Annotated in this window: 23 protein-coding genes; 16 read left to right on the plus strand and 7 right to left on the minus strand. The window is 45.2% G+C overall.

The window, feature by feature from the left end; all coding sequences use genetic code 11:
• Positions 1 to 114: 114 nt before the first annotated feature.
• The 10 genes from ribF to NO989_RS12695 all read left to right on the plus strand — a co-directional run bounded on the left by ribF (position 115) and on the right by NO989_RS12695 (position 13099).
• A complete protein-coding gene (gene ribF, locus NO989_RS12650; RefSeq protein ID WP_014950132.1) occupies positions 115 to 1035 on the plus strand; it encodes a bifunctional riboflavin kinase/FAD synthetase in 921 nt (306 codons plus the stop codon).
• 269 nt (positions 1036 to 1304) lie between these two features.
• The gene (gene ileS / locus NO989_RS12655; RefSeq protein WP_371342686.1) at positions 1305 to 4124 is read left to right on the plus strand and encodes an isoleucine--tRNA ligase; all 2820 of its coding nucleotides are present in this window, start codon (positions 1305 to 1307) and stop codon (positions 4122 to 4124) included.
• Complete coding sequence (gene lspA, locus NO989_RS12660) at positions 4117 to 4665, plus strand: signal peptidase II (RefSeq protein ID WP_136782298.1); 549 nt, start codon at positions 4117 to 4119, stop codon at positions 4663 to 4665. Before ileS ends, lspA begins: the two co-directional genes overlap by 8 nt.
• A gap of 14 nt (positions 4666 to 4679) precedes the next feature.
• Positions 4680 to 5147 carry an FKBP-type peptidyl-prolyl cis-trans isomerase gene (gene fkpB, locus NO989_RS12665; RefSeq protein WP_014950129.1) on the plus strand — a complete coding sequence of 156 codons (468 nt, stop codon included), beginning with the start codon at positions 4680 to 4682 and terminating at the stop codon, positions 5145 to 5147.
• Between the two features lie 2 nt (positions 5148 to 5149).
• On the plus strand, positions 5150 to 6094 hold the full coding sequence (gene ispH, locus NO989_RS12670) for a 4-hydroxy-3-methylbut-2-enyl diphosphate reductase (RefSeq protein ID WP_014977011.1): 945 nt from the start codon (positions 5150 to 5152) through the stop codon (positions 6092 to 6094).
• Between the two features lie 394 nt (positions 6095 to 6488).
• Positions 6489 to 7139, plus strand: coding sequence for a pilus assembly protein PilV (locus NO989_RS12675; RefSeq protein WP_080589202.1), 651 nt, complete (start codon positions 6489 to 6491; stop codon positions 7137 to 7139).
• On the plus strand, positions 7136 to 7993 hold the full coding sequence (locus tag NO989_RS12680) for a PilW family protein (protein WP_014950126.1): 858 nt from the start codon (positions 7136 to 7138) through the stop codon (positions 7991 to 7993). Before NO989_RS12675 ends, NO989_RS12680 begins: the two co-directional genes overlap by 4 nt.
• Positions 7990 to 8553 carry a PilX N-terminal domain-containing pilus assembly protein gene (locus NO989_RS12685; protein ID WP_371342687.1) on the plus strand — a complete coding sequence of 188 codons (564 nt, stop codon included), beginning with the start codon at positions 7990 to 7992 and terminating at the stop codon, positions 8551 to 8553. The genes NO989_RS12680 and NO989_RS12685 overlap by 4 nt, the downstream gene beginning before the upstream one ends.
• Positions 8554 to 8561: 8 nt before the next feature.
• Complete coding sequence (locus tag NO989_RS12690) at positions 8562 to 12632, plus strand: PilC/PilY family type IV pilus protein (protein WP_287498903.1); 4071 nt, start codon at positions 8562 to 8564, stop codon at positions 12630 to 12632.
• A 2-nt stretch (positions 12633 to 12634) separates the two neighbouring features.
• Entirely contained in the window at positions 12635 to 13099 is a 465-nt protein-coding gene (locus tag NO989_RS12695) for a type IV pilin protein (protein ID WP_014950123.1), read from the plus strand.
• 82 nt (positions 13100 to 13181) lie between these two features.
• Here the strand turns inward: NO989_RS12695 and NO989_RS12700 are convergent, their stop codons facing one another.
• From NO989_RS12700 to NO989_RS12715, 4 genes are read right to left on the minus strand one after another with little or no spacing between them, the layout of a single operon-like run.
• Positions 13182 to 13442, minus strand: coding sequence for a hypothetical protein (locus NO989_RS12700; RefSeq protein ID WP_039228309.1), 261 nt, complete (start codon positions 13440 to 13442; stop codon positions 13182 to 13184).
• A gap of 47 nt (positions 13443 to 13489) precedes the next feature.
• Entirely contained in the window at positions 13490 to 14461 is a 972-nt protein-coding gene (locus NO989_RS12705; protein WP_371342688.1) for a hypothetical protein, read from the minus strand.
• Entirely contained in the window at positions 14448 to 15086 is a 639-nt protein-coding gene (locus NO989_RS12710) for a potassium:proton antiporter (RefSeq protein WP_371342689.1), read from the minus strand. The genes NO989_RS12705 and NO989_RS12710 overlap by 14 nt, the downstream gene beginning before the upstream one ends.
• Positions 15080 to 15634, minus strand: a complete 555-nt coding sequence (locus NO989_RS12715) for a prepilin-type N-terminal cleavage/methylation domain-containing protein (protein ID WP_168463235.1) — start codon at positions 15632 to 15634, stop codon at positions 15080 to 15082. The genes NO989_RS12710 and NO989_RS12715 overlap by 7 nt, the downstream gene beginning before the upstream one ends.
• A gap of 78 nt (positions 15635 to 15712) precedes the next feature.
• Between NO989_RS12715 and NO989_RS12720 the strand changes: the two genes are divergently transcribed.
• The gene (locus NO989_RS12720; protein ID WP_278347043.1) at positions 15713 to 16105 is read left to right on the plus strand and encodes a type IV pilin protein; all 393 of its coding nucleotides are present in this window, start codon (positions 15713 to 15715) and stop codon (positions 16103 to 16105) included.
• 38 nt (positions 16106 to 16143) lie between these two features.
• On the opposite strand, the gene NO989_RS12725 is transcribed toward NO989_RS12720, so the two are convergent.
• A complete protein-coding gene (locus NO989_RS12725) occupies positions 16144 to 16689 on the minus strand; it encodes a GspH/FimT family pseudopilin (RefSeq protein ID WP_039228301.1) in 546 nt (181 codons plus the stop codon).
• Between the two features lie 413 nt (positions 16690 to 17102).
• Between NO989_RS12725 and nadE the strand changes: the two genes are divergently transcribed.
• Both nadE and NO989_RS12735 read left to right on the plus strand, forming a co-directional pair.
• Positions 17103 to 17939 carry an ammonia-dependent NAD(+) synthetase gene (nadE, locus tag NO989_RS12730; protein WP_014950116.1) on the plus strand — a complete coding sequence of 279 codons (837 nt, stop codon included), beginning with the start codon at positions 17103 to 17105 and terminating at the stop codon, positions 17937 to 17939.
• A 2-nt stretch (positions 17940 to 17941) separates the two neighbouring features.
• Positions 17942 to 18280 carry a P-II family nitrogen regulator gene (locus tag NO989_RS12735; RefSeq protein ID WP_371342690.1) on the plus strand — a complete coding sequence of 113 codons (339 nt, stop codon included), beginning with the start codon at positions 17942 to 17944 and terminating at the stop codon, positions 18278 to 18280.
• An 84-nt stretch (positions 18281 to 18364) separates the two neighbouring features.
• On the opposite strand, the gene NO989_RS12740 is transcribed toward NO989_RS12735, so the two are convergent.
• Both NO989_RS12740 and NO989_RS12745 read right to left on the minus strand, forming a co-directional pair.
• Complete coding sequence (locus NO989_RS12740) at positions 18365 to 18850, minus strand: peptidylprolyl isomerase (RefSeq protein WP_014950114.1); 486 nt, start codon at positions 18848 to 18850, stop codon at positions 18365 to 18367.
• A gap of 59 nt (positions 18851 to 18909) precedes the next feature.
• Positions 18910 to 19956 carry a folate-binding protein YgfZ gene (locus NO989_RS12745; RefSeq protein ID WP_371342691.1) on the minus strand — a complete coding sequence of 349 codons (1047 nt, stop codon included), beginning with the start codon at positions 19954 to 19956 and terminating at the stop codon, positions 18910 to 18912.
• A 187-nt stretch (positions 19957 to 20143) separates the two neighbouring features.
• Between NO989_RS12745 and NO989_RS12750 the strand changes: the two genes are divergently transcribed.
• The 3 genes from NO989_RS12750 (at position 20144) to NO989_RS12760 (ending at position 21798) form a co-directional block, all read left to right on the plus strand.
• Entirely contained in the window at positions 20144 to 20395 is a 252-nt protein-coding gene (locus NO989_RS12750; protein ID WP_014950112.1) for a succinate dehydrogenase assembly factor 2, read from the plus strand.
• A 121-nt stretch (positions 20396 to 20516) separates the two neighbouring features.
• Positions 20517 to 20912, plus strand: coding sequence for a hypothetical protein (locus NO989_RS12755; protein ID WP_014950111.1), 396 nt, complete (start codon positions 20517 to 20519; stop codon positions 20910 to 20912).
• A 13-nt stretch (positions 20913 to 20925) separates the two neighbouring features.
• Complete coding sequence (locus NO989_RS12760) at positions 20926 to 21798, plus strand: MaoC/PaaZ C-terminal domain-containing protein (RefSeq protein ID WP_039228294.1); 873 nt, start codon at positions 20926 to 20928, stop codon at positions 21796 to 21798.
• Positions 21799 to 21906 lie beyond the last annotated feature (108 nt).

The following is a 21906-nucleotide window of genomic DNA, read 5'->3' on the forward strand; positions in this document are numbered from 1 at the left end:
ATAGATGCGAAATAGAGCATGGAGCCAGAATGGCCCGTGTGCTTGGTATTGTGCTCGCGGTCGGCTATAATCGCGAGCTTTGATTTTCTAGCAGTTAAAAGGTAGTGGCTAACAGTGGAATTTATCCGCGGGCTAAACAATGTAAAACCGCACCATAAAGGGTGTGTGCTCACTATTGGCAAGTTCGACGGCGTACACCGTGGTCATCAAGCTGTGTTGGCTAACGTGCTTGAAAAAGCGAAATCGCTATCACTTCCTGCCACCGTAATGGTGTTCGAACCTCAGCCTGAAGAAGTCTTTATGCCTGATAAAGCACCAGCGCGTATAAGCCCTCTTCGCGAAAAGTACGAGTTGCTGCGCCAACAAGGTGTCGACAGACTGCTTGCTGTGCGATTTAACGCGGAGTTTGCTAAGCAAAGTGCCGATACCTTCGTTCACGATTTATTGGTGGACAAACTGGGTGTTAAATTTCTTGTTGTTGGCGACGATTTCCGTTTTGGCAATGGCCGCAAAGGGGATTTCGAAATGCTCGAGGCGGCAGGTCGCCAATACGGTTTCGAAGTAGTAAGCACCCACAGTTTTACCATGCATGCCCATCGAATAAGCTCTACCGCGGTGCGAGAAGCGTTGGCTGACAGCGACTTCGGTTTGTCTACCGAAATGCTAGGGCGCCCGTTTGCTATTCACGGTAGGGTGGTTCACGGCGAGAAAAAAGGTCGCACCATTGGTTTTCCCACCGCGAATGTCATGCTAAAACGCCAAAAAACGCCAATTCACGGCGTGTTCGCAGTTCGTGTCGACGTAGATGGAAAACACTATAACGGCGTTGCGAACATTGGTACCCGTCCTACTGTTAACGGGGTAAGAAACCAGTTAGAAGTCCATATTTTTGATTTGTCATCTGACCTTTACGGCAAGCCCATTACGGTGTTTCCGATGGCAAAAATAAGAGATGAAATTAAATTTGATTCTTTTGAGGCGTTGAAAGATCAAATTCAAGCAGATGCAGCACAAGCGCGTCTGTTATTAGCATAGTTAAACGTGATAAAGTCACGAAAAGTTTCTGCGCATATTAATTTTATTGAGCTTGATTTTTTAAACGTGGATCCTTGTTCGCGAAACGCGTAAGTAAGTCGCTGTGCTAGAACATATAATGTCAGCCTTGCGCTAGTAAGAACGACACACAGTTTTACGTTGAACCTTTTACATTCAGCGTTTTAATTTGAACATCGCAAAATGAATATCGCCTTCACAATGTGTTAGTGCATTGGGTGAAAATTAAGGTAACCGGATAATACAATTTTATGAGTGATTACAAAGCCACACTGAACCTTCCAGAAACTGCGTTTCCTATGCGCGGTAACCTTGCTCAGCGCGAGCCGAAAATGCTTAAAGACTGGCAGGAAAAAGGGGTATACAGCAAAATTCGTGAAGCGAAAAAAGGCAAAAAGCCATTTATTCTTCACGATGGCCCTCCTTATGCAAATGGCGATATTCACATTGGTCACGCGGTTAACAAAATTCTCAAAGACATTATTGTAAAGTCGAAAAACCTTTCTGACTTCGATTCTCCGTACGTTCCTGGATGGGACTGTCACGGTTTGCCGATTGAATTGATGGTAGAAAAGAAAGTTGGTAAGCCAGGTAAGAAAGTTACTGCGGCTGAATTTCGTCAAAAGTGTCGCGAATACGCACAAAAGCAAATTGACGGCCAAATGGCTGATTTTAAACGCTTAGGTGTGTTTGGTGAATGGGATAACCCATACAAAACGATGGACTTCAAATCTGAAGCCGACATCATTCGTGCATTAAGTAAAATTGTAGACTCTGGTCACTTAGAAAAGGGCTTCAAACCTGTTCACTGGTGTACAGATTGTGGTTCGGCACTTGCTGAAGCAGAAGTGGAATACAAAGACAAAGTATCACCGGCAATTGACGTTAAGTTCCCAGTAGCTGATGTGGCTGCTATTGCAGAAGCGTTTGGTGTGTCTGAAGATGATTTAACCACACACAAAGCAGGTGTAGTTATTTGGACTACCACACCGTGGACACTGCCAGCCAACCGTGCAATCAGCTTACACCCAGAGCTTACCTATGCGATTGTTGAAGTTCAGCCTTCAAATGAATGGCTAGTGGTAGCGCAGGACCTGCTTGAAAGCTGCATGAACCGTTACGGCGTTGAAGATTTCCGTGAAGTGGCAACCTGTACTGGTGCTGCTCTTGATAAGCTTAAAGTTAGTCACCCATTCTTAGACCTTGAAGTTCCGTTAATTCTAGGCGACCACGTTACGACTGAGTCTGGTACAGGTTGTGTACACACAGCGCCAGCTCATGGTGTTGACGATTTTAACGTGGGCAAGCAATACGATATCGAAGTGTACAATCCGGTAGGCAACAATGGCGTGTACCTTGAAAACACACCGCTGTTTGCAGGTCAGTTTGTATTTAAGGCCAACGATGAAATTATAGAAACGGTTAAAGAGAAGGGTAACCTTGTCCTAAACGTAAAATACGAGCACAGCTACCCGCATTGCTGGCGCCACAAAACGCCAATCATCTTCCGCGCTACGCCTCAGTGGTTTGTAAGCATGGATAAAAAAGGCCTTCGCGCTGAATCACTTGAACAAATTAAGCAAACCAAATGGATCCCAGACTGGGGCCAAAACCGAATTGAGAAGATGGTTGAAGGTCGTCCAGACTGGTGTATCTCACGTCAACGTACGTGGGGCGTGCCTATTCCTTTGTATGTGCACAAACTTACCGGTGAAATCCACCCAGAGTCTGCGGCGTTAATGGAAAAGGTGGCACAAGAAGTTGAAGCTAAAGGCATTCAAGCGTGGTGGGATCTTGATGATGCAGCCCTGCTTGGTAGCGAATTAGACAACTATGAAAAAGTGACCGATACCCTAGACGTTTGGTTTGACTCAGGCGTGACGCATTACTTCGTTGTAGACCGTCGCGATGATATCCCGGCCTCTGCCGATTTATATCTTGAAGGTTCAGACCAGCATCGTGGTTGGTTTATGTCTTCGCTTATGTCATCAACTGCCATGCACGGTCACGCGCCTTATAAAGAAGTGCTAACACACGGCTTTACGGTAGATGCCCACGGCAGAAAAATGTCGAAGTCGGTAGGTAACGTTGTGGCGCCTCAGGAAGTCACTAACAAATTAGGCGCAGACATCCTTCGTCTATGGGTAGCATCTACTGACTATCGCGGCGAGATTGCGGTATCGGATGAAATCTTAAAGCGTGCTGCAGATGGCTACCGCCGCGTACGTAACACTGCACGCTTCTTGCTAGCGAACCTGAACGGTTTCTCGGTTGAAGATGCGGTTGCAGAAGAAGATATGGTCGCGCTTGACCGCTGGATTGTTGCTCGTGCTAAGGCTCTTCAAGAAGAGCTTATCGAAGCGTATGACAACTACGACTTGCTGGTAGTGTCACAGAAGCTTACGCACTTCTGCTCAATTGAGCTGGGCTCATTCTATTTAGACGTGATTAAAGACCGCCAGTACACCGCTAAAGCAGATGGGCTAGCCCGTCGTTCATGCCAAACGGCCATGTATCATATCATTGAAGCATTGGTTCGCTGGATGGCGCCTATTACCAGTTTTACTGCACAAGAAATCTGGGAAACGCTACCAGGTGAGCACAGCGAGTTTGTATTTACTGAAACCTGGTACGAAGGTTTTAACAACTTCACGCAAAGCGATACGTTTAACGATGCCCTATGGCATCAAGTGCTAAGCGTAAAAGATGCCGCAAACCAGGCCATGGAACAGGCGCGTAAAGATGGCGAGCTAGGTGGCTCACTGGAAGCGAGTATTTCGCTTTATGCTACCGAGTCGTTGTACAACGTACTCGCAAAGCTTGAAGACGAGCTACGCTTCGTACTTATTACATCAGGCGTTACGCTAACGAAAGTTGACGGTGCACCGTCTGATGCGAAAGCCACAGACGTAGAAGGTTTATGGTTGAGCGTTAATAAAGCAAGCGGTGAAAAGTGTGTTCGCTGCTGGCATCACCGTGAAGATGTAGGCTCACATGAAGGCTACGAAGAGCTTTGTGGTCGCTGTGTGACAAACATTGACGGTGATGGAGAAGAGCGCCACTATGCTTAAGCTTTTTCGCGAAACAGGCTTGCGTTTTTTGTGGATAAGCGCAATTGCGTTTATCCTCGACCAATGGAGTAAGTACACGGTTATCGACAGTATGTCCTTGTATCAGTCGATACAGGTATTGCCGTTTTTTAACTTTACTTACGTACACAATTACGGCGCCGCATTTAGCTTTTTAGAAAATGCAGGTGGCTGGCAGCGCTGGTTCTTTACTGCCATTGCTGTTGTAGTAAGTGTAGTGATTTTGTGGTGGCTGAAGCAGTCACCCCGTTCGCAAAAAATGCTGCCCGTTGCGTTTGCCTTTATTCTAGGTGGTGCATTAGGCAATGTTTACGACCGTTTAGTCCATGGTTATGTCATCGACTTTTTAGATTTTTACGTAAACAATTACCACTGGCCAGCGTTTAACATTGCCGACAGCGCAATATTTATAGGCGCGGCTTTACTTATTATCGACATGTTTAAAAATGGCGATAAAAAAAGCGAAGGCAACGGTGCAGACGCGCAAACAAGTGCGGCAGACAGTAGCGAAACCATTAAGTAGTATTCGGAAAGGTTATGACAGACTCATTGATAATTGGTGCTGATAACGAAGTTATTCTTCACTTTGATTTAAAGCTAGAAGATGGCTCTGCCGCTGACAGTACTCGTGTAAATAACAAACCTGCCAAAATGGTGATGGGTGACGGTAGCCTTACGCCGAATTTTGAAGCGTGTTTACTAGGGCTTAAAAAAGGTGACAAAAAGTCATTTAAATTAGGCCCTGAAGATGCATTTGGCCAGTCTGATCCGAATAATATTCACTATATGGATAGAAGCCGCTTTGGTGCAGATTTGCAGGTTGAGGAAGGCATGATTTTAGCGTTTGCTCAGCCTGACGGTTCAGAGATTCCGGGGATTATTCGAAGTGCTGCTGGAGACTCTGTTACGGTAGACTTCAATCACCCGCTAGCAGGGCAAACGGTTATCTTTGACGTTGAAATTATTGATGTTAAACCTGGCGTGTCAGCACAAGGTGGAAACTAGTTATGCAAATTCATTTAGCTAACCCTCGTGGCTTCTGCGCGGGCGTTGATAGAGCTATCACCATCGTTGAACGCGCGCTTGAAATGTTCGAGCCGCCCATTTATGTACGCCACGAAGTGGTACACAATAAATTTGTGGTAGATGGGCTACGTGAGCGTGGTGCGCTATTTGTTGATGAGCTTCACGAAGTACCAGACGACAGCATAGTAATATTTTCTGCCCATGGCGTATCGCAAGCGGTAAGAAAAGAAGCGGAAAATCGCGGTTTAAAGGTCTTTGATGCCACGTGCCCCTTAGTGACGAAAGTACATATGGAAGTTACCCGCGCTAGCAAAACGGGCACTGAATGTATCTTGATTGGTCATGCTGGTCACCCTGAAGTAGAGGGCACCATGGGTCAGTACAGCAACGAAGATGGCGGTATTTATTTAGTTGAATCTGAAGCTGATGTGGCAACGCTTGAAGTTAAAGATCCGACCAATCTTTATTATTGTAGCCAAACTACGCTGTCTGTTGATGATACCGCCGATGTTATTGACGCACTTCGCGCTAAGTTCCCCAAAATCAATGGTCCGAGAAAAGACGACATTTGCTATGCCACGCAGAATCGCCAAGACGCGGTGCGTGACCTAGCCCAAGATTGTCAGGTTTTACTGGTTGTTGGGGCACAGAATAGCTCAAACTCGAACCGTCTTCGCGAGTTGGCTGAAAAAATTGGCGCAAAAGCGTATTTGATTGCTGACGCTAATTGCATTCAAGAGGAATGGCTAGAAGGTGTAGAGCATATTGGCGTTACTGCAGGCGCGTCTGCACCGGAAGTGTTAGTGCAAGGTGTGGTAAACAAGCTCAAAGCGTGGGGTGCTGTTTCAGCTTCTGAGCGTGCTGGACGCGAAGAGAATGTGGAATTTGCTGTACCTAAAGAGCTGCGTGTTAAGCAGGTCGTTTAATTTATCCGCACTATCAAAATAAAAAAACACCGCACTTAGTTGCGGTGTTTTTTTATGCTTTTGTCTACTGGAAATTCAACAAGTTGCGAATGGATAATAATACCTTTAGAACAGGGTATTTTAACATGAACAGGCTACACGGTTCGGCTTTAAGGTAGCGCCTTTTATACCGTAAACGTACATTGTAAAGCGGTGTTATAGCTCGCTTACCTTTTAGAGCCGGTTACTTTAAAGATAAAATGGTTGAACAGTCTGCCCTGTACTTGCTTGCTAGAACAGGTCACAGAAAATTATACGTTTTAATAACCATTGATACCCAGTGTTATACGCTTTTGTCTTACTATACTACATTGGTGATAACACCAATTTGAATGTTAGGTATATGGCAAAAAAGATGATTGCTGAAAAGGTGATAATGAAGCGAGTGAAGGGAAGTCATATTCGCGCACAACACGGTGCAGGTCTTATAGAGATCTTAATCACCTTATTTATATTAGCTGTGGGCTTACTGGGTGTTGCTGCGCTCCAGTTTACGGGCTCTTTTGCCAATAAAGACGCAATAAGCCGAACTCAGGCCGAGATGGTGGCAGCACAAGTTGCAGAACGATTGAGAGCCGCTGCTCGCCCAGCAACAGTGGGAGACGGCATGGTAGTCAACAATGCGTACTTCTCTAGCGATACCTATAATTTTGCCACGTTAAGTTGTTCTGGCTCGTCTCACCCTTATCACTGCTACTGTCTGGCAAGGCCGGCAGGGATCCCAAATTGCGAAGGCCAGGCCTGTACTGAAGCACAGATGGCTGAGTACGATGGTTGGGCGCTATCGTGCTCAGCAGTACAAACCAATCCTCAAACTAAAGTGTCGGTATCGTGTGACGACAACAATACGGCAGATATTTACAGCTGTAGTGCAGGTTCTCGTGTAGAAGTGTTGTTGACGTGGCCTGTCGCTTCTTCGGGAAATCAGACCTATACCCTTAATGCGCGATGTAACGAATCTGAAGGTGACAGTAACGCATGTGTGTTTAAGGACATTACATTATGAATGCACGTCGCCACCGCCCACAGCAGGGTTTCTCCCTTGTCGAGTTAATGATTACGTTAACGCTGGGGTTAGTGATATCAGGCGCGATTATTCAAGTGCTCGTCAGTAGTAGCGTGACGAATAAGCTCAATCAAGCCGTGGCTCAAGTACAAGAGTCAGGCCGCTTTATCATGGCTCGCCTCTCTGCAGAATTCTATGAAGTCGGCCGTTATGATCAGATAGTCGCGGATGTGGATACATCCGTTGATATCGTTGCCGAAGCGGCCTATGTGGAAAATCACCCCATCGCTGTAGCAGGGGATTTCGCTACCAACGCGACACTAGGCAGTATACAAACCTCTAGTGGCGGCAGTGATAAGCTGGTTGTGAGCCTACTAAGTGACGAAGATTGTACTGGAAACCAGCACGGCTATGGTGGTCTCGAGTTTCACGTTGTTAATCACTACTTTGTAAGCGGCAGTACACTTAAGTGCACGGGATATGATGGTCGGGTACTTCGTGGCCTAAAGGTGCAGACAGTGTCGCCCCTTACCGTAACATTGCTCGATAACGTCGAAAGTTTCCAAGTGCAGTTCGGCGTTTCAAGCAGCATTACCAATTCTCAAGGGCAAGCTGTTTCGTATGTAACCGCAGATGAAATTGAAGATTTAAGGGCGCTTAATCAACAAGTTGTGTCACTGCGCTGGGCGCTAATGCTTAAAAGCTATCAAAATGAAGTGAGACAAACACAGTCTCAGAAATATGCGCTGTTAAACGAAGCATCTAAAACGATGGACACGGCCCATTATTATCAAGTGTTCTCAAAAACGTTGGCACTTCGAAATATGAAAAATTTTGTCAGGAGTTCGCGATGAAACAACAAGGCTTAGTGATGGTATTCGCACTTCTTGTGTTGCTTTCAATCACTGTTTTAGGGGTAAGCGCGGTAACCAGTAGCTTGTCTCAGTCTAAAATGGCAGTGTCTATGCAGCAAAGTGGTTTGGCTTTTGATGCTGCTGAAGCAGCGATCGCGGGCGTTTTCTTTGAATCTGAAGATGAAACTTTACTTACCGACCCGAATAAGACAGACCCGCTCTCGGAAGCTCGGCAGGGTAACGTGTTTGACCCTGAAGCAGATTCAATGAGCTGTTTCGATGACGGGGAGTGGACTGAAAGATATATGACTGAAGGCGGCCTTGCTGTTGGTGACAGACATGTTGTGGATGGCACGTATCAAAGTGAGGCCTCGTCAAAGAGTTGGTCGCGCACTGCCTTTATCAGAGAGCAGGCTTGTCGAGGCTCGAGTAACGTGATTGGTGGAAGCAACGTCAATTGCCATGTATTCATTATCAGAGGATGTGGGAAAGTGGCGGGTAAATCTTCTGTTGTGGCGAACAGCTTGGCTGCCTCTGTATTTGGCCCTGCGTCTCAATAGGTATTAATATGAAGAAACTCTCGACTTACCTTGCCTCAATTACACTATTTAGCTGTATCGGTTTCTCTGCGTTTGGTGACGACCTTGATATTTACCTAGGCAACGCAAATAACGCCGTAACCTATAACCCGAATGTGCTGTTTATCATGGACTCATCGGGAAGTATGGGATCTTACGATAACACCAGCCAAACTCGAATGTTGCGCGTACAGAATGCACTAAAAGAAGCGCTCGGTTCGGCGACTAATATTAACGCAGGTTTGATGCGTTTTTCGGATTACGGTGGCCCAATCCTCTATCCGGTTCGCAATATAGATGAAGCGGTAAGACCTGAAATTATCATTTCAACCAACGACGACGATCACGACGCACATGAAATAGACGGTAGCGTTACCACTGACAGCAATGACCTTGTATTAAGCAGCGGTACCCAAACCGTAACCTCTGGTCTGCGTTTTACCGAGTTAAACATACCTCAAGGCGCGACAATCGTTAATGCCAGTATTAGGTTTACTTCAGAAAAATTCAATGTGGCGGGTACATCCCTTGTTATATCAGCTGAAGCATCGGCATCAAGTACAGCCTTTGCTTCGTCTTCGAACAATTTGAGTGCGCGAACGAAGACCGCGGCTAACGTTGAGTGGGCAACCGACAATAGCTTTCCCGCCTCAGGCGAGGTGATAACCACACCTGACATAAGTGCAGTCATTCAAGAAGTCGTCGATTTATCGGCATGGTGTGGCGGCAAGAACCTTAATATTTTAATAGAAGGCTCTAGCACCGATTCAGCAAGCTCTCGTGAGGTAAGAGCCAGTGACGTAGGCCAAAGTGGTGCGCCACAGTTGGTGGTAACTTATGATGACTCTACCGCTACGGGCTGTGTTCAAGGCGAAGCAATTTATCAAGTAGCCAGTTCACGAGATAACTTGGAAGAGAACGTAAACGGCTACCCGAATACCGGTAGTGAACTGACCTTCCACCCATCTTACAATGATTACATAGGCGTTCGATTTCGCAATGTGAACATTCCTCAAGGGGCTGTAGTAACAGAAGCGTATCTTGAGTTTACTGCTTACAGTACGGTGACCTATGGTAACCCGAGTATGCGTATTAGGGGCGTAGCTGATGATGATGCGTCTGATTTTCATCCAGACCGTCGTAACCGCTTACGAAATTTGCCTAAAACATCGGGTATTACTTGGTCCATGCCTGATTTTTACAACAATTATACCTACCGTACGCCTGACGTGAGCAACATTGTTAAGCAAATTGTTGATCGTTCAGGGTGGCAGTCAGGTAACGATATGGCATTTGTTCTTGATGATTTTGTGTCGTACCGCGGTGCGCATACGTATAACAACTCGCCATCTAAAGCACCGAAGCTTATTGTGAAGTTTAACGGCTCGGCGACACCTGGCGCTTCAGCAACGGTCCGTGAACATTTGATCAGCAAAATAGATGAGCTTAGCGCCAACGGTCTAACCCCTATAGTAGACACATTGTTGGAAGCGGCTAACTATTATGGCGGTAGAGACGTAGATTATGGGCGAAAACGTGGGGAAAGTGACGTTAGCAGCTCTGTGCGAAGAAGTACTCGTGTGAGCCACAGAAGCTCTTATATAGGTGCAGATTCAATTTTGCCTTCGGGCTGCTCGGAAGACAACTTGTCAGACAGCGACTGTATCACTGAGCAGATCCCAACACCGGCAAGTTACATTTCGCCAGTGTCTGACCTACAGTGCCAAACGAACAACCACATTGTTTTATTGTCCGACGGTGAAGCGAACAACAACCACAGTGTTTCGAAAATTCAGACGTTACTTGGTAAAAGCTGTACCGGAAGTAGCGGTGAGAAGTGCGGCCTAGATTTAGTGAGAAATATCAGTGAAGCGTCAACGTCAGTAATAGGCCCAAGGGTTATTACACACACCATCGGGTTTGCGGCGAACAATAACGCCAACAACTTCCTTAATCAGCTTGCTTTGCAAAGTGGTGGTGGTTTCTATCAGGCAGATAACAGTACGGATTTGCTCGAGGCGTTTAATACTATTTTGCGTTCTGTAAAAGATATTAATGCAACCTTTGTGTCGCCTGGTGTGGCGGTTAACCAGCTAAACCGTCTAACCCATAGAGATGAATTATACTTCGCATTGTTTAAGCCGAGCGAAGGGGCGATTTGGCCTGGGAACCTTAAACGTTATCGCTTAAGTGGTGATGAAATTCTCGATAAAAACAGCCTAAATGCGGTGGATAGCGTTACGGGATTCTTCGCTGAAAATGCACACAGCTATTGGTCAACCCTTGCTGACGGCAGCGAGGTGAGTGAAGGTGGAGCAGCCAGTCGCTTGGGCGGGAACCGAAATATATACGTGTTCAATGATACGGGTAGCATTGTAAGAAGTGCCAATGAATTACACGAAAACAATACGAATATAACGAATGCTGACCTTGCCATTCAGGATGAAACTGACGCGAATGCACTAAGAGATGCCATCTTAAAGTGGACTCGAGGCGTGGACGTAAAAGACAGTAACGGCGATGGAAGTACAACTGACTATCGCTCTCAAATGGGCGATCCCATTCACTCTCAGCCTATAATTGTTAACTACGGTACTGACGACTCGGCCATTTTTGTCGCCACCAACCAAGGAATGTTGCATTCATTCGACACTTCAACAGGCGAAGAGAACTTTGCCATCATGCCTAAAACATTGCTGCAGAATCTACATCATTTTTATAAAGACACATCATCGCTAGAGCACAAATATGGCTTAGATGGTGACATGATTCTAAGAACAGTTGGAGACAACAAGTACCTTTATGTTGGTATGCGCAGGGGGGGACGTAATTATTATGTCTTTGATGTGACGCAAAAGACCTCACCCACGCTGAAATTCAAAATTGAAGGCGGGGCGGGGACGCTGACAAAGTTGGGCCAGACGTGGTCGAGACCAACAATCACTAAAGTGAACATGGGCGGACAAGTTAAAAATGTCATGATTGTTGGCGGTGGCTACGATGACGCACAAGATGATCGTGCTATTCGAGCAAATGATGTCGTTGGCAATGCTGTGTTTATGTTCGACGCTGATACTGGCAGCCTTTTGTGGCATGCAAGTAATGAAGATGCGGATTTAAACTTAACGAATATGACATACAGCGTTCCAGGGCGAATTTCAGTTATTGATAGGGATAACGATGGGTTTGCGGACCATATGTATGTGGCCGATATGGGCGGCCAGTTATTCAGGTTAGACATCTATAATGGAAATTCAGGTACGAATTTTATAAAAGGCGCGCGCATTGCCGACTTCGGTGGCGACACAGCAGAAACCAACCGACATTTCTACTATGGGCCAGACGTAACAGAGATAGCGCTAGGCGATGAGTTGTATTATGGCATAGCCCTTGGCAGTGGATGGCGTGCATCTCCGCTAGATACCGTAGTTGAAGACAACTTTTATATGCTTAAAGACAGCGGCGTATTTAACCGTGATGTAAATGGGAATTACACATTTATGCAAACGGTTTATGAGAGTGGAATGTACAACGCCACGAGTCATGCCTTAAATAGTAGTGACGAGGGGGAGCGTGAGTTGGCTTCACAGGACTTTGCTAACAAGGCTGGGTGGTATTTGAATTTAACCACTAACGGTGAAAAGGTACTGTCTTCTCCGCTAATTATCGATTACAAGGTGTTCTTTACGACCTATGTTCCGGCGGTGAGTAGTACCAGTGCATGTGCTCCGCCCACGGGTAATAGTCGCGCTTATTTAGTCAGTATGTTTAATGGCAACGCCGTCACAGATGTAAATAATGACGGAGAAGTTAACGACGCTGACCGCTCAGCAGAATTAAAACAAACTGGCATCGCACCAGAGACCAAAATTCTTATAGAAGATATTGTGAGTCCAGTGGTTTGCTTGGGTACTGAATGTGTCTCAGCAGTGATTGACGTTGATGAAGATGGCAACGACGAGGCATGTACTAACGCATTTGAGTGTTTAGCTGAAAATATTTACGGAAGATTCGAGCGAATTCAGCGTGGTAGTTGGCACTCAGAAACAGAGAGGGAATAATTGTGAAGCATAAAAAAACAGAGAGCGGATTTTCATTAATTGAGCTTATGATAGTTGTGGCGATAGTGGGCATTATTGCCGCCATTGCATACCCTTCTTACCAAGGTGTTATTGCCGATGGATACCGCGGCACAGGGCAGGCTGACTTGTTGGGGTTCGCATCTGCAATGGAACGTCATCACAGTGGTTCTTTCAGTTATGAAGGTGCGGCAAGTGGTGGCGCAAACACCGGCGCGCCAGCCGTTTTTTCTACTTATTCTCCGTCTTCTGAGCCCCAAGCAAATCGCCGTTATAATTTAACTATACAAGCGGCCAGCGCAACAGCTTATGAGTTGAGGGCAACGCCAGTCAGCGGCACAGGTCAAGCATCAGATGGCACGTTGTTTTACTTCAGTGATGGGAGAAAGGGTTGGGATAAAAATAACAATGGATCCCTTGAGTCCGATGAATATTGCTGGTCATGCTAATTATTAATACTGGTAGATATTCGTTAAGCGATTAATGCCACAGGTCGTTTTGACGCCTTAAAAAAAACGTGGCGTTGATGTGCTATTGGGCTGAAATTACCAGTAATGACGGTTCACCAAATATTGCGATGTCATCCCAACGTTGGTCAACCGGGTCGTTAACTAGAGCGAGTCGATCCGAATTCAATGAGCCATTGTGCTCAGCGTTTTCATCCAAAGTCACTTGAAAAAGAAGCCTAGAATCAATGCGAGTGGCAAGTAGATAGGTGGTAGTGCTTGTTAAAATAAGCAGTGCCAGCAACACTTCAATTAAAATACTTCCTGTATTTTTCAATTTAGGCATCTTTGAGGATCCTCTATTTCTGGTTTTTCGTTTACCTAATATTCAGCTCAATCGTTTGTTGAGTTATTCCTATACCATGAACCCGGGATAGGGATAATTTTAGCGAGTGTAGTGTGCGATTGAAGGTTTTTTAGCACCGTGGTGGACGGTGTTAATGGCCCATCAAGATTCGTGTTCAAGGGGTGGTTGGATACGTAAGCGCCTTTTATAGATGCCTCAGGCGAAACATGCAAAGTGTGCGTATATGGCGTGGTGGAAAGCATAACTATCAAACCATGGAATTGCGTATCAGCGTGAAGTGAAAGGTCGCCATCCACTATCAGTAGCATTAAAGGCTGGTTTTCGTCTGAGTGTGCTATATCTTCGTTATCCAATTGGCAATCTCCCTCTATCCAGAATATACTGGCAGGCGGAAGGTCCACACAATCCTGTTTGGCAACGCTTTGAGGAAAATACGTCGCGCTCAGGTGCTCTATGCTTCGATTAAAAAGCCATTCGGTAAGCTGATTGTCCCATGATAATTGTTGAGTTGAAGTAGGTAGCCTTAACAGTGACGGATAGCGCAGAAATTTAGCTGTGTAAATCATATTACTTTCGTCTTGGGAAACCCGCACGTCAAAGTGTTGCAAAGGCTGCTGTTCTTCACCAACTAAATCGGTCTGCTCAATAAGTATCGTTGCATTGGATGTGTCTATCCTATTCAACGTTTGCGAGGCCGAATGACTTCGTAACAACGTGGCGATTTCTTTGACTTGCTGCATGTGTGTAACATGTGCCTTCTCGGTATCCCGCTTTGTCTTTTCAATCGTATAAAATTGTTGAACCTGCTGTGATGTACTTATAGCTGAGAAGGTAATAGCGCTTAATAATATGGCCACAATTCCCAACACGGCGATGCCTTGCTGAAAACGAAGCGGTGCAGTAGCGCGTGTAGGTACAACCCCTACATGGCTTGTTCTAAACTCAGTTTTTCTGTTGCCTCTTTGAGGCCACTGCAATTCGGTATTAGTCGTAGGCATTGACAGCCTCAACTATGAACGTTCTGGCGCTTTTGACGGTAGGATCAACTTTACTGTGCAACTCTATTTCAATTTCATAGGCACTTCCCCAGCTACTGCTGTGCCTTCGGTTAACCGTGAATTTGGTGGCAACGGTAGTTTGCGTATCGGTTAAGTCGTACCAACCCCTTTGTATACAGGAATGTCCTGCTACTCGGTACTCGATGGCATTGTCGTGCAATCGGTATCCAAAAAACTCCCCCTGAGCCTGCGATACCACGCCGTCCTTGTTCTTATCATAAGAAAAGGTAACACAGCTATTTTCAGGTTCATTTGCGCGGTGGCCAGTGGTTATTTCGAATACCGTATTTTCGATTGTGGTCGCACCGAAAGGTGATAGGGGGTTAGGGGAGTAAACAAAACCCGCTTTGCTTAGGTGTTGTGTAATTGTACTTTGTAGCGCACGTATGTCGTCTTCTACGCTGGTAGCGTGTTGAATTGATGAGTATGCAATGTGCGACCGCGCCGCTTGAGTTGCAACAGCTGAAATCACTATACTTGCCAAGCTACAGGCCACCAGCAGTTCGGTGAGACTATATCCACAATACGGCTTGATTGCGCCACGACGCATTACATGTTTTAGCATGGCGCTATTCCAGAAATAGACGGAACGCTACATAGCTTTACCCGTCCCAATGTATTAATAACTAACTTTGCCCTGAAACGCTGGCTTGAAAGCGTTAGCGTCGTATTACTCGCAAAATTGAGGGTACCGTTTTTATTGAACGCGACAATCTTGTCCTCATTATTGGTTGTGCTCAATTCTGTATTCCACCGCGAAGGCAGTGACAAGAAACTCGACTCAGTCAAGGCACAGCTTTGGCGGGTGGCGCAAGAGCACGAGTTTTCTTCGCTCACGAGTACACAGCTATTATGTTCAATTTGCGCAATCAGGAACATGTTCTTTTTGTTTATTAATGCTTTCATTCTCGCCTGTTTTGCGAGTGAGGCTATTCCGGTGGCAGCATGTTTAAAGGCATTTCGCTCATTCCATGCATCAAATGAAGGAATAGCAATTAACGATAGGAGACTGATTACTGCCAGTACAACTAGCATTTCTAAAAGCGTAAACCCATTCAATCTCCGTTGTGGAATGCTTAGCTTGTTGTTGGATGTGTAAGCGTGAAAAGCCATGCGTAAGTCCAGTTACCCTGCTTAGTTCATATTGGTAATCTCAATGTACCGAAATTCAATTAGAGAGATAGCTGTACCATGGAAGGGAATGATAAGGCGTACATACAACATCATCTGACTGAAGGGTTTTCGCTTGTAGAAATACTGGTTGCAACGGCTATAGCAGGCATATTGTGCGTTGCGAGTACGTCGGCAATTACCGCTAGCAAACAACTAAGTCAGCTCAACAAGGTCAAAGCGTACCTTCTGTCTGCCCAAGCAATTCAGTCGCGAAGTTGGCTACTTACAGGCGAGTACGTAACGCACGATGCGTTGCCACCCTCTGGAATAGCCAGCGTACGCATCTCACAAACCATCAGCGACACGGGAATGTATGAAATTAGTGCTACACTGACATCTAGAGCCTCTACGGACAGCTGTAGAGTAATAAAAATACGTGAAGACGCACTGACGCCCACAGAATGTTGGTAAGAAAATGCTCGAAACTTAACGATACGAAAAGTGAACGGTTAGCTACAGCTTAACTCATTACCTTCTAGGTCTTCTTTTTTGCCGTTGTCATCACTGTCTACGGCAACAGATATTCTTCCGTAAAGCGATAATAAAAGTGCTGATGCATAGTTTGCATCGTTGTTATTGGGACATAAGGTGATGGTTGCGGCACGGTCTATCCCGCCTTGCTCGTCGAAGATAAGGCTGCCGGTTATACCGGAGATGGTATTGGCATTACTAAGTGGATCGCTTGCTACAATTAAGACCTCATTGTTATCCCGGCCGCCGTTTCCATTTGCATCTATAAACACCATTTTTGCATTGCGCCAACTCGACGTGCAGGCTGTATAGTTTTGCGTAGGGCAGAGCACTACGTTGGTTTGTTCGTCTACCGCAGAAAAGCGAGCGCGTTGAACCACTGCACTTAAATTGTTTAAGTCAGAGGTAATTCTATTTTTGATTACGATATTTTGAATGCCAGGCGCAACTGTGGTGAGAATAATGGCAAGAATAGCGACGGCAACAAGCATTTCTAGAAGGGTTAATCCTTGCTGTCTCGACATTATGGATAGTCGTGCTGTAAGCCTAGTGTTTGTCATAAACGGTATTCGATTCCACGCGTTGCTATAAAGAGAAACAGGCGGGTTTGCTTTTGCGCCGCCTTTCTCCAATGTAATGTTGTAGCGCCATAATTTTACGCTACTTACTCATATTTTAGGGTAAACTAATTTGAGTTGGCAAAGGTATGTTTTACCGCGCAACCGCATATTTGGCCATACGCCTTACGTTTAATGGCTTGTCGTTCTGCTGTGCTTGAATCTCAACTTAATAATAAATAAATTGCTGACCTTAAGTGCTGCACAACTGCAATACCAGAAGAGTAAATCCAAATAGATGCGCGGATACCACTAACATCTGCGGTCAGATTGTCGTAGAATCAAGTTCCAGGACGCCCCAAAAATACGTGGATATAATGATGCAAAAACAAGCAGTTATTGATGAAATGAAAGTGCTGCCTGAAATTGACGTAGAGTACGAAGTCGCACGTCGAGTCTCGTTCATAAAAAAGCAGTTACTTACTTCTGGTTTAAATTCGCTGGTACTGGGTATTAGTGGCGGCATTGATTCATGCACATTGGGTCGGTTAGCTCAATTAGCAGTAAATGAATTAAACGATGAGCACCACGAAAAATACCAATTTATCGCGGTTCGTTTACCTTATGATACCCAAGCCGATGAAGACGATGCACAGAAATCTATCGACTTTATCCAGCCCTCTCATTCTCTTGCAGTGAATGTAAAACCTGGCGCAGATGCTATTCATGCGTCTACTTCACAAGCGCTTGCCAGTGCTAACCTTCTTCCCGACAATGAAGCGAAACAAGACTTTGTGAAAGGAAATGTTAAAGCACGTACTCGTATGGTTATCCAGTATGAAATTGCTGGGATGGTTGATGGCCTCGTTTTAGGTACCGATCATTCGGCTGAAAATATTACAGGGTTTTATACCAAGTATGGTGATGGTGCATGTGACCTTGCGCCGTTGTTTGGTCTCAGTAAGCGCCAAGTCCGTGCAGTGGCAGCCCATTTGGGTGCACCACATAACGTCATCACTAAAGCGCCAACTGCTGACTTGGAAAGCCTGTCTCCGCAAAAAGCCGATGAGCAAGCATTGGGCATGTCTTACGACCAAATTGATGACTTTTTGGAAGGAAAGCCAGTTTCTGCGGAAGTGGAAGAGAAATTGCTCTATATTTATGAGCGTACACAGCATAAACGTGTGCCAATTCCAACAATTTACGATGAGTTGTAGTCATGAAAAAAATTGAAGCTATCATTAAACCGTTCAAAATGGACGATGTTAGGGAAGCGCTAGCTGAAGTCGGTATCGCAGGGATGACAGTGTCAGAAGTGAAAGGGTTTGGTCGTCAAAAAGGCCATACTGAACTTTATCGCGGTGCTGAGTACCAAGTTGACTTCCTACCCAAGATCAAAATTGAGCTTGTATTGGACGATGACCGCGTTGAGCAAGCGGTTGAAGCTATTCAAATGTCAGCTAAGACAGGCAAAATTGGCGACGGGAAAATCTTCGTTTACAACGTTGAGACCGCCGTACGAATTCGTACCGGTGAACAAAACGAAGACGCGATTTAATTAAATGGTGTTTATTAAAAAAAGGAGCCAATGGCTCCTTTTTTAATATATTGAGTATTTATTAAAGCTTAATAGCAACGTGACTTAGTGGTCGTGACCACAACCGCCTTCACTGTGTACATGACCGTGCTCAAGCTCTTCTTTCGTTGCTTCTCGTACGTCAACAACAGTTACGTCAAAAGTTAGCGGAATACCGGCAAGAGGGTGGTTACCGTCAACAACAACCTCTTCGTCAGTTGTTTCAATGATAATGACCGATTGCTCACCTTGTGGCGTAGTTGCGCGGAAAGACATACCCACTTCAACATCCATACCGTCAAACATTGAGCGTGGTACAGTTTGTACAAGTTCGTCAGCACGTTCACCGTAAGCTTTTTCAGGGTTTACTGAAACGTTGAAGCTATCTTCCTTCGATTTACCAATAAGTGCATCTTCTAGTCCTTCAATTAAGAAGCGACGGCCTAGTAGTACTACTAGTGGCGATTTCCCTTCTGAAGAGTCTAGCGTTGTGCCGTCTTCGGTAGATACGGTGTAGTGTAGCGTTACAACGCTGTCAGAAGTAATTGTCATAACAAATCCTATCTTGGCCCTTTAATAAAGGGCAATAAATGTAATGCAGTAAAAACTGCTTATCGACGTTTTTTCACAATATTGCTAGCTTTCTGCTCAATACTGTACGGCAAAGTATTAGGGTAACAGGTAATGGCGTTATTATCAGCCAATCTGTGTAAATCTTCGCTGGTGGTATCGTTATTGAGCACTGCAATAAACCAGGTTTCATTATCAAGCGATGCAACATTGAGTATTTTGCCCGCTATACGCCAATTTTCGCCCAACTGCTTTTCTAATGCATCGCCAGGTTTAATATTTACGTTACCTTCAAGCTTAAAGCTGTAGGCGGCGCGTTTGTTTTTACCCAGAAAGCGGGTTCGCGCAACCACCTCTTGCCCCATATAGCAGCCTTTATCAAAGTCGATACCGTTGAGCGCCTGCACATTAATCATCTGGGGCACGTATTCCGCCACTGCGTCGCCTTGCACTAAAGCGTGTACGCTTTGAATTTGTATAGCGTCAAACACGGTTTGGGGATAGCAAGAAAGGGTTTGCGCCTCTATTAACGAATTTATTTGCTTTGCGCCATTATCATCTAAAAGAACAATAATTCCTTTGCAGCTAGTATTGGCAAAATAGGCGACGCCGTGTTCGCTCTCGACCTTTTCAAGAGAACCATTGTCAGGAGTATCGCTCTCACGAAGGCGTTCCACTTCGTTTTCGGAGAAAAGCTGGCTTAACGCTGCCTTTACTTCGTTAGTTTTCACTGCATCAAGCGAAATAAAATAAGCGCTGTATGTTTGTGTGTCGTCGAGAATATCAACCTTAGAGAACACACCATACTTATTAAGCTGTGCTAATGAATGACTACCCGCATCTTCATTGGTAACCAACAATAATTTGTTTTGGTGGCGAGTTACGTACCCGGTAGACCACGTTTTGCCTTTATTATCACAATGGGCGAAATGCCTGGCAGTATTCTCGGTTAGCTTATTAATGTTGACCGTAATTTGCCCTTGCAGGTAACTGTCGGCCTGTTCTCCTTCCAAAGAAATTATCATGGCATTTGAAAGCTTGACCACAAATTCACTTGGAAGACTTTGTAATGATGCGATAGATGTCATATTCACCACTGTAAAATTCGCTGTATGTACTCAAGGTATGGTAAAACCACCAATATTCAAGGGCAATACATGGGAATGTGCGCAGATTAAGTTCTATTTAGTTTGCCTATCTGACCAAAAGAGCAGTGATCCCCACGCATAGGGCATGGTATTATTGTTAGCGAATAAAAAACGGTATGAAAGACATATGTTTGAACCAAAAAGATTAGCGCGATTAAAGTGGGCGTGTCGCAGAGGCATGCTAGAATTAGACGTACTTTTACTTCCTTTCGTGGAAGAAGCCTTCGATTCTTTAAGTTATGAAGATCAAGAAACATTTGAACGTTTACTTACCAGTGATGACCCTGATTTGTTTGCATGGATCATGGGACACCAAAAGTGCGAAGACCCTGAACTAGCCGCCATGGTGGCGACTATCGTCAACCGTGTCAAAGTATAGAATTTGCATTACGCACAATAGGTTTAGAAGGTTATTTGGGGAAGTATGCGTTGCTGTTTGTCTTTTCGCAGCATTGTGCAGCCTTCCTCAATACTTGTGGTCTTGGCTGAGCTTCTCAAAATTGATAGCGCTTGTTGCTGTTGCAACCACGTTAGTTATTTTCTGGCGTCTTTATGACGCGTTTAGTAACAAAATTTCTGCTACTCAATACGCTCTCTCTTTGACCAGCGATGGTATTATCCGGGTTGTTGACGACAGCACGCTCCCACTGGATTTGCAAAGCATGCCAAAAGGTAGCTTGTTAGTTGATGCTCAGGTCGACGGCACATCAATGAACATTCATCATTCTTCCCAGCTCTTTACTTGGGGGCTGTGTATCAATGTGCTGCGCCAAAAACGCAGATGGTTTGAAAAAGATCATAGCCATCTCGCTTGGATCTTAAAAGGTGAGTGCTGCGAAGCAGACTATCGCCGGTTGGCTAGAGCCATTATCTTGGCCCGAAAAGCAACGCCTTAAAGGAATTAAAAAGATGTTTCGTGAGTATACCAAAGCGTTATTTAAACGCGTTGACGCCAGGCAGCTTATGCAGTTTAAACCGCCTACGTTGCCTCAGCGCATCTATACCAAAACGCTCAATGTCGACAATGTGCACTACGCTTCTTTTTGTCAGGAAGTTGACTGGCCGGCAAATGAGCATGTCCATCCACTTTATTTGCAGATGCTTTCCTTACCATTGCAAATGCAGTGTTTGCTGGACAAACAAAGCCCATTTCCATTGCTTGGCCTTATCCACGCCGCTAACAAAGTATCGGTAATAGACCATTGCGATTTAAGCGAACCCTTTGAATGTCGCGTGCGCTTTCACGATGTGAGACCGCATAACCGAGGTTGGGAAGTAGATGTAATGTTAGAGGCGCTGCAGGCAGGGAACCTGGTTTACAGGGCGATAAGTAGTTACTTAGTGAAGGTGAAAGCCGTTCATGTAGCTCCACTTGGTGCAAAAAATGACTTACATGACGATTGTGAATTAGAGAATAGGGCGCTCATTGGCGAAATTAGTGCTTCGGCTAATACAGGTCGCCGCTATGCAAAGCTTTCTGGCGATTATAACCCAATCCACTTGTCTGCAATATCTGCCAAAGCATTTGGGTTTAAACAGCCTATAGCGCACGGCATGTGGACATTGTCACGCGCTGTGTCGGCGTTTGTAAGTCATCAAGACTTCAGACAATCTATGAGCGTAAAAGAAGTAAATTGCCGCTTTAGAAAACCCGTGTTTTTGCCCTGTGACATTCATATTCAACAACACTGTAAAACAGATAATAGTGTGCTAATAGACGTTACCGATAGTAATGACAGCCTTGTGCACTTATCGGCTAGTTTAGTGTTTAATCAGGCCTGAATTAATGTTTAATCAGGTGCAGATTAGCAAAAGATAAGCGGGAGATAACCTAAGGTTAATACCAATCTGCATAGATCATTGCTCACTCAGAAGGCGCTGGCAAGTTTC

Source organism: Alteromonas sp. DY56-G5, assembly GCF_041414725.1.
GTDB classification, from domain to species: Bacteria; Pseudomonadota; Gammaproteobacteria; order Enterobacterales; family Alteromonadaceae; genus Alteromonas; species Alteromonas macleodii.

Coding starts and splice junctions, on each gene's coding strand:
- ileS (WP_371342686.1), top strand. CDS start 1,305: ATGAGTGATTACAAAGCCACACTGAACCTTCCAGAAACTGCGTTTCCT.
- lspA (WP_136782298.1), top strand. CDS start 4,117: ATGCTTAAGCTTTTTCGCGAAACAGGCTTGCGTTTTTTGTGGATAAGC.
- fkpB (WP_014950129.1), top strand. CDS start 4,680: ATGACAGACTCATTGATAATTGGTGCTGATAACGAAGTTATTCTTCAC.
- ispH (WP_014977011.1), top strand. CDS start 5,150: ATGCAAATTCATTTAGCTAACCCTCGTGGCTTCTGCGCGGGCGTTGAT.
- NO989_RS12675 (WP_080589202.1), top strand. CDS start 6,489: ATGATTGCTGAAAAGGTGATAATGAAGCGAGTGAAGGGAAGTCATATT.
- NO989_RS12680 (WP_014950126.1), top strand. CDS start 7,136: ATGAATGCACGTCGCCACCGCCCACAGCAGGGTTTCTCCCTTGTCGAG.
- NO989_RS12685 (WP_371342687.1), top strand. CDS start 7,990: ATGAAACAACAAGGCTTAGTGATGGTATTCGCACTTCTTGTGTTGCTT.
- NO989_RS12690 (WP_287498903.1), top strand. CDS start 8,562: ATGAAGAAACTCTCGACTTACCTTGCCTCAATTACACTATTTAGCTGT.
- NO989_RS12700 (WP_039228309.1), bottom strand. CDS start 13,442: ATGCCTAAATTGAAAAATACAGGAAGTATTTTAATTGAAGTGTTGCTG.
- NO989_RS12705 (WP_371342688.1), bottom strand. CDS start 14,461: ATGCCTACGACTAATACCGAATTGCAGTGGCCTCAAAGAGGCAACAGA.
- NO989_RS12710 (WP_371342689.1), bottom strand. CDS start 15,086: ATGCTAAAACATGTAATGCGTCGTGGCGCAATCAAGCCGTATTGTGGA.
- NO989_RS12715 (WP_168463235.1), bottom strand. CDS start 15,634: ATGGCTTTTCACGCTTACACATCCAACAACAAGCTAAGCATTCCACAA.
- NO989_RS12720 (WP_278347043.1), top strand. CDS start 15,713: ATGGAAGGGAATGATAAGGCGTACATACAACATCATCTGACTGAAGGG.
- NO989_RS12725 (WP_039228301.1), bottom strand. CDS start 16,689: ATGTCGAGACAGCAAGGATTAACCCTTCTAGAAATGCTTGTTGCCGTC.
- nadE (WP_014950116.1), top strand. CDS start 17,103: ATGCAAAAACAAGCAGTTATTGATGAAATGAAAGTGCTGCCTGAAATT.
- NO989_RS12735 (WP_371342690.1), top strand. CDS start 17,942: ATGAAAAAAATTGAAGCTATCATTAAACCGTTCAAAATGGACGATGTT.
- NO989_RS12740 (WP_014950114.1), bottom strand. CDS start 18,850: ATGACAATTACTTCTGACAGCGTTGTAACGCTACACTACACCGTATCT.
- NO989_RS12745 (WP_371342691.1), bottom strand. CDS start 19,956: ATGACATCTATCGCATCATTACAAAGTCTTCCAAGTGAATTTGTGGTC.
- NO989_RS12750 (WP_014950112.1), top strand. CDS start 20,144: ATGTTTGAACCAAAAAGATTAGCGCGATTAAAGTGGGCGTGTCGCAGA.
- NO989_RS12760 (WP_039228294.1), top strand. CDS start 20,926: ATGTTTCGTGAGTATACCAAAGCGTTATTTAAACGCGTTGACGCCAGG.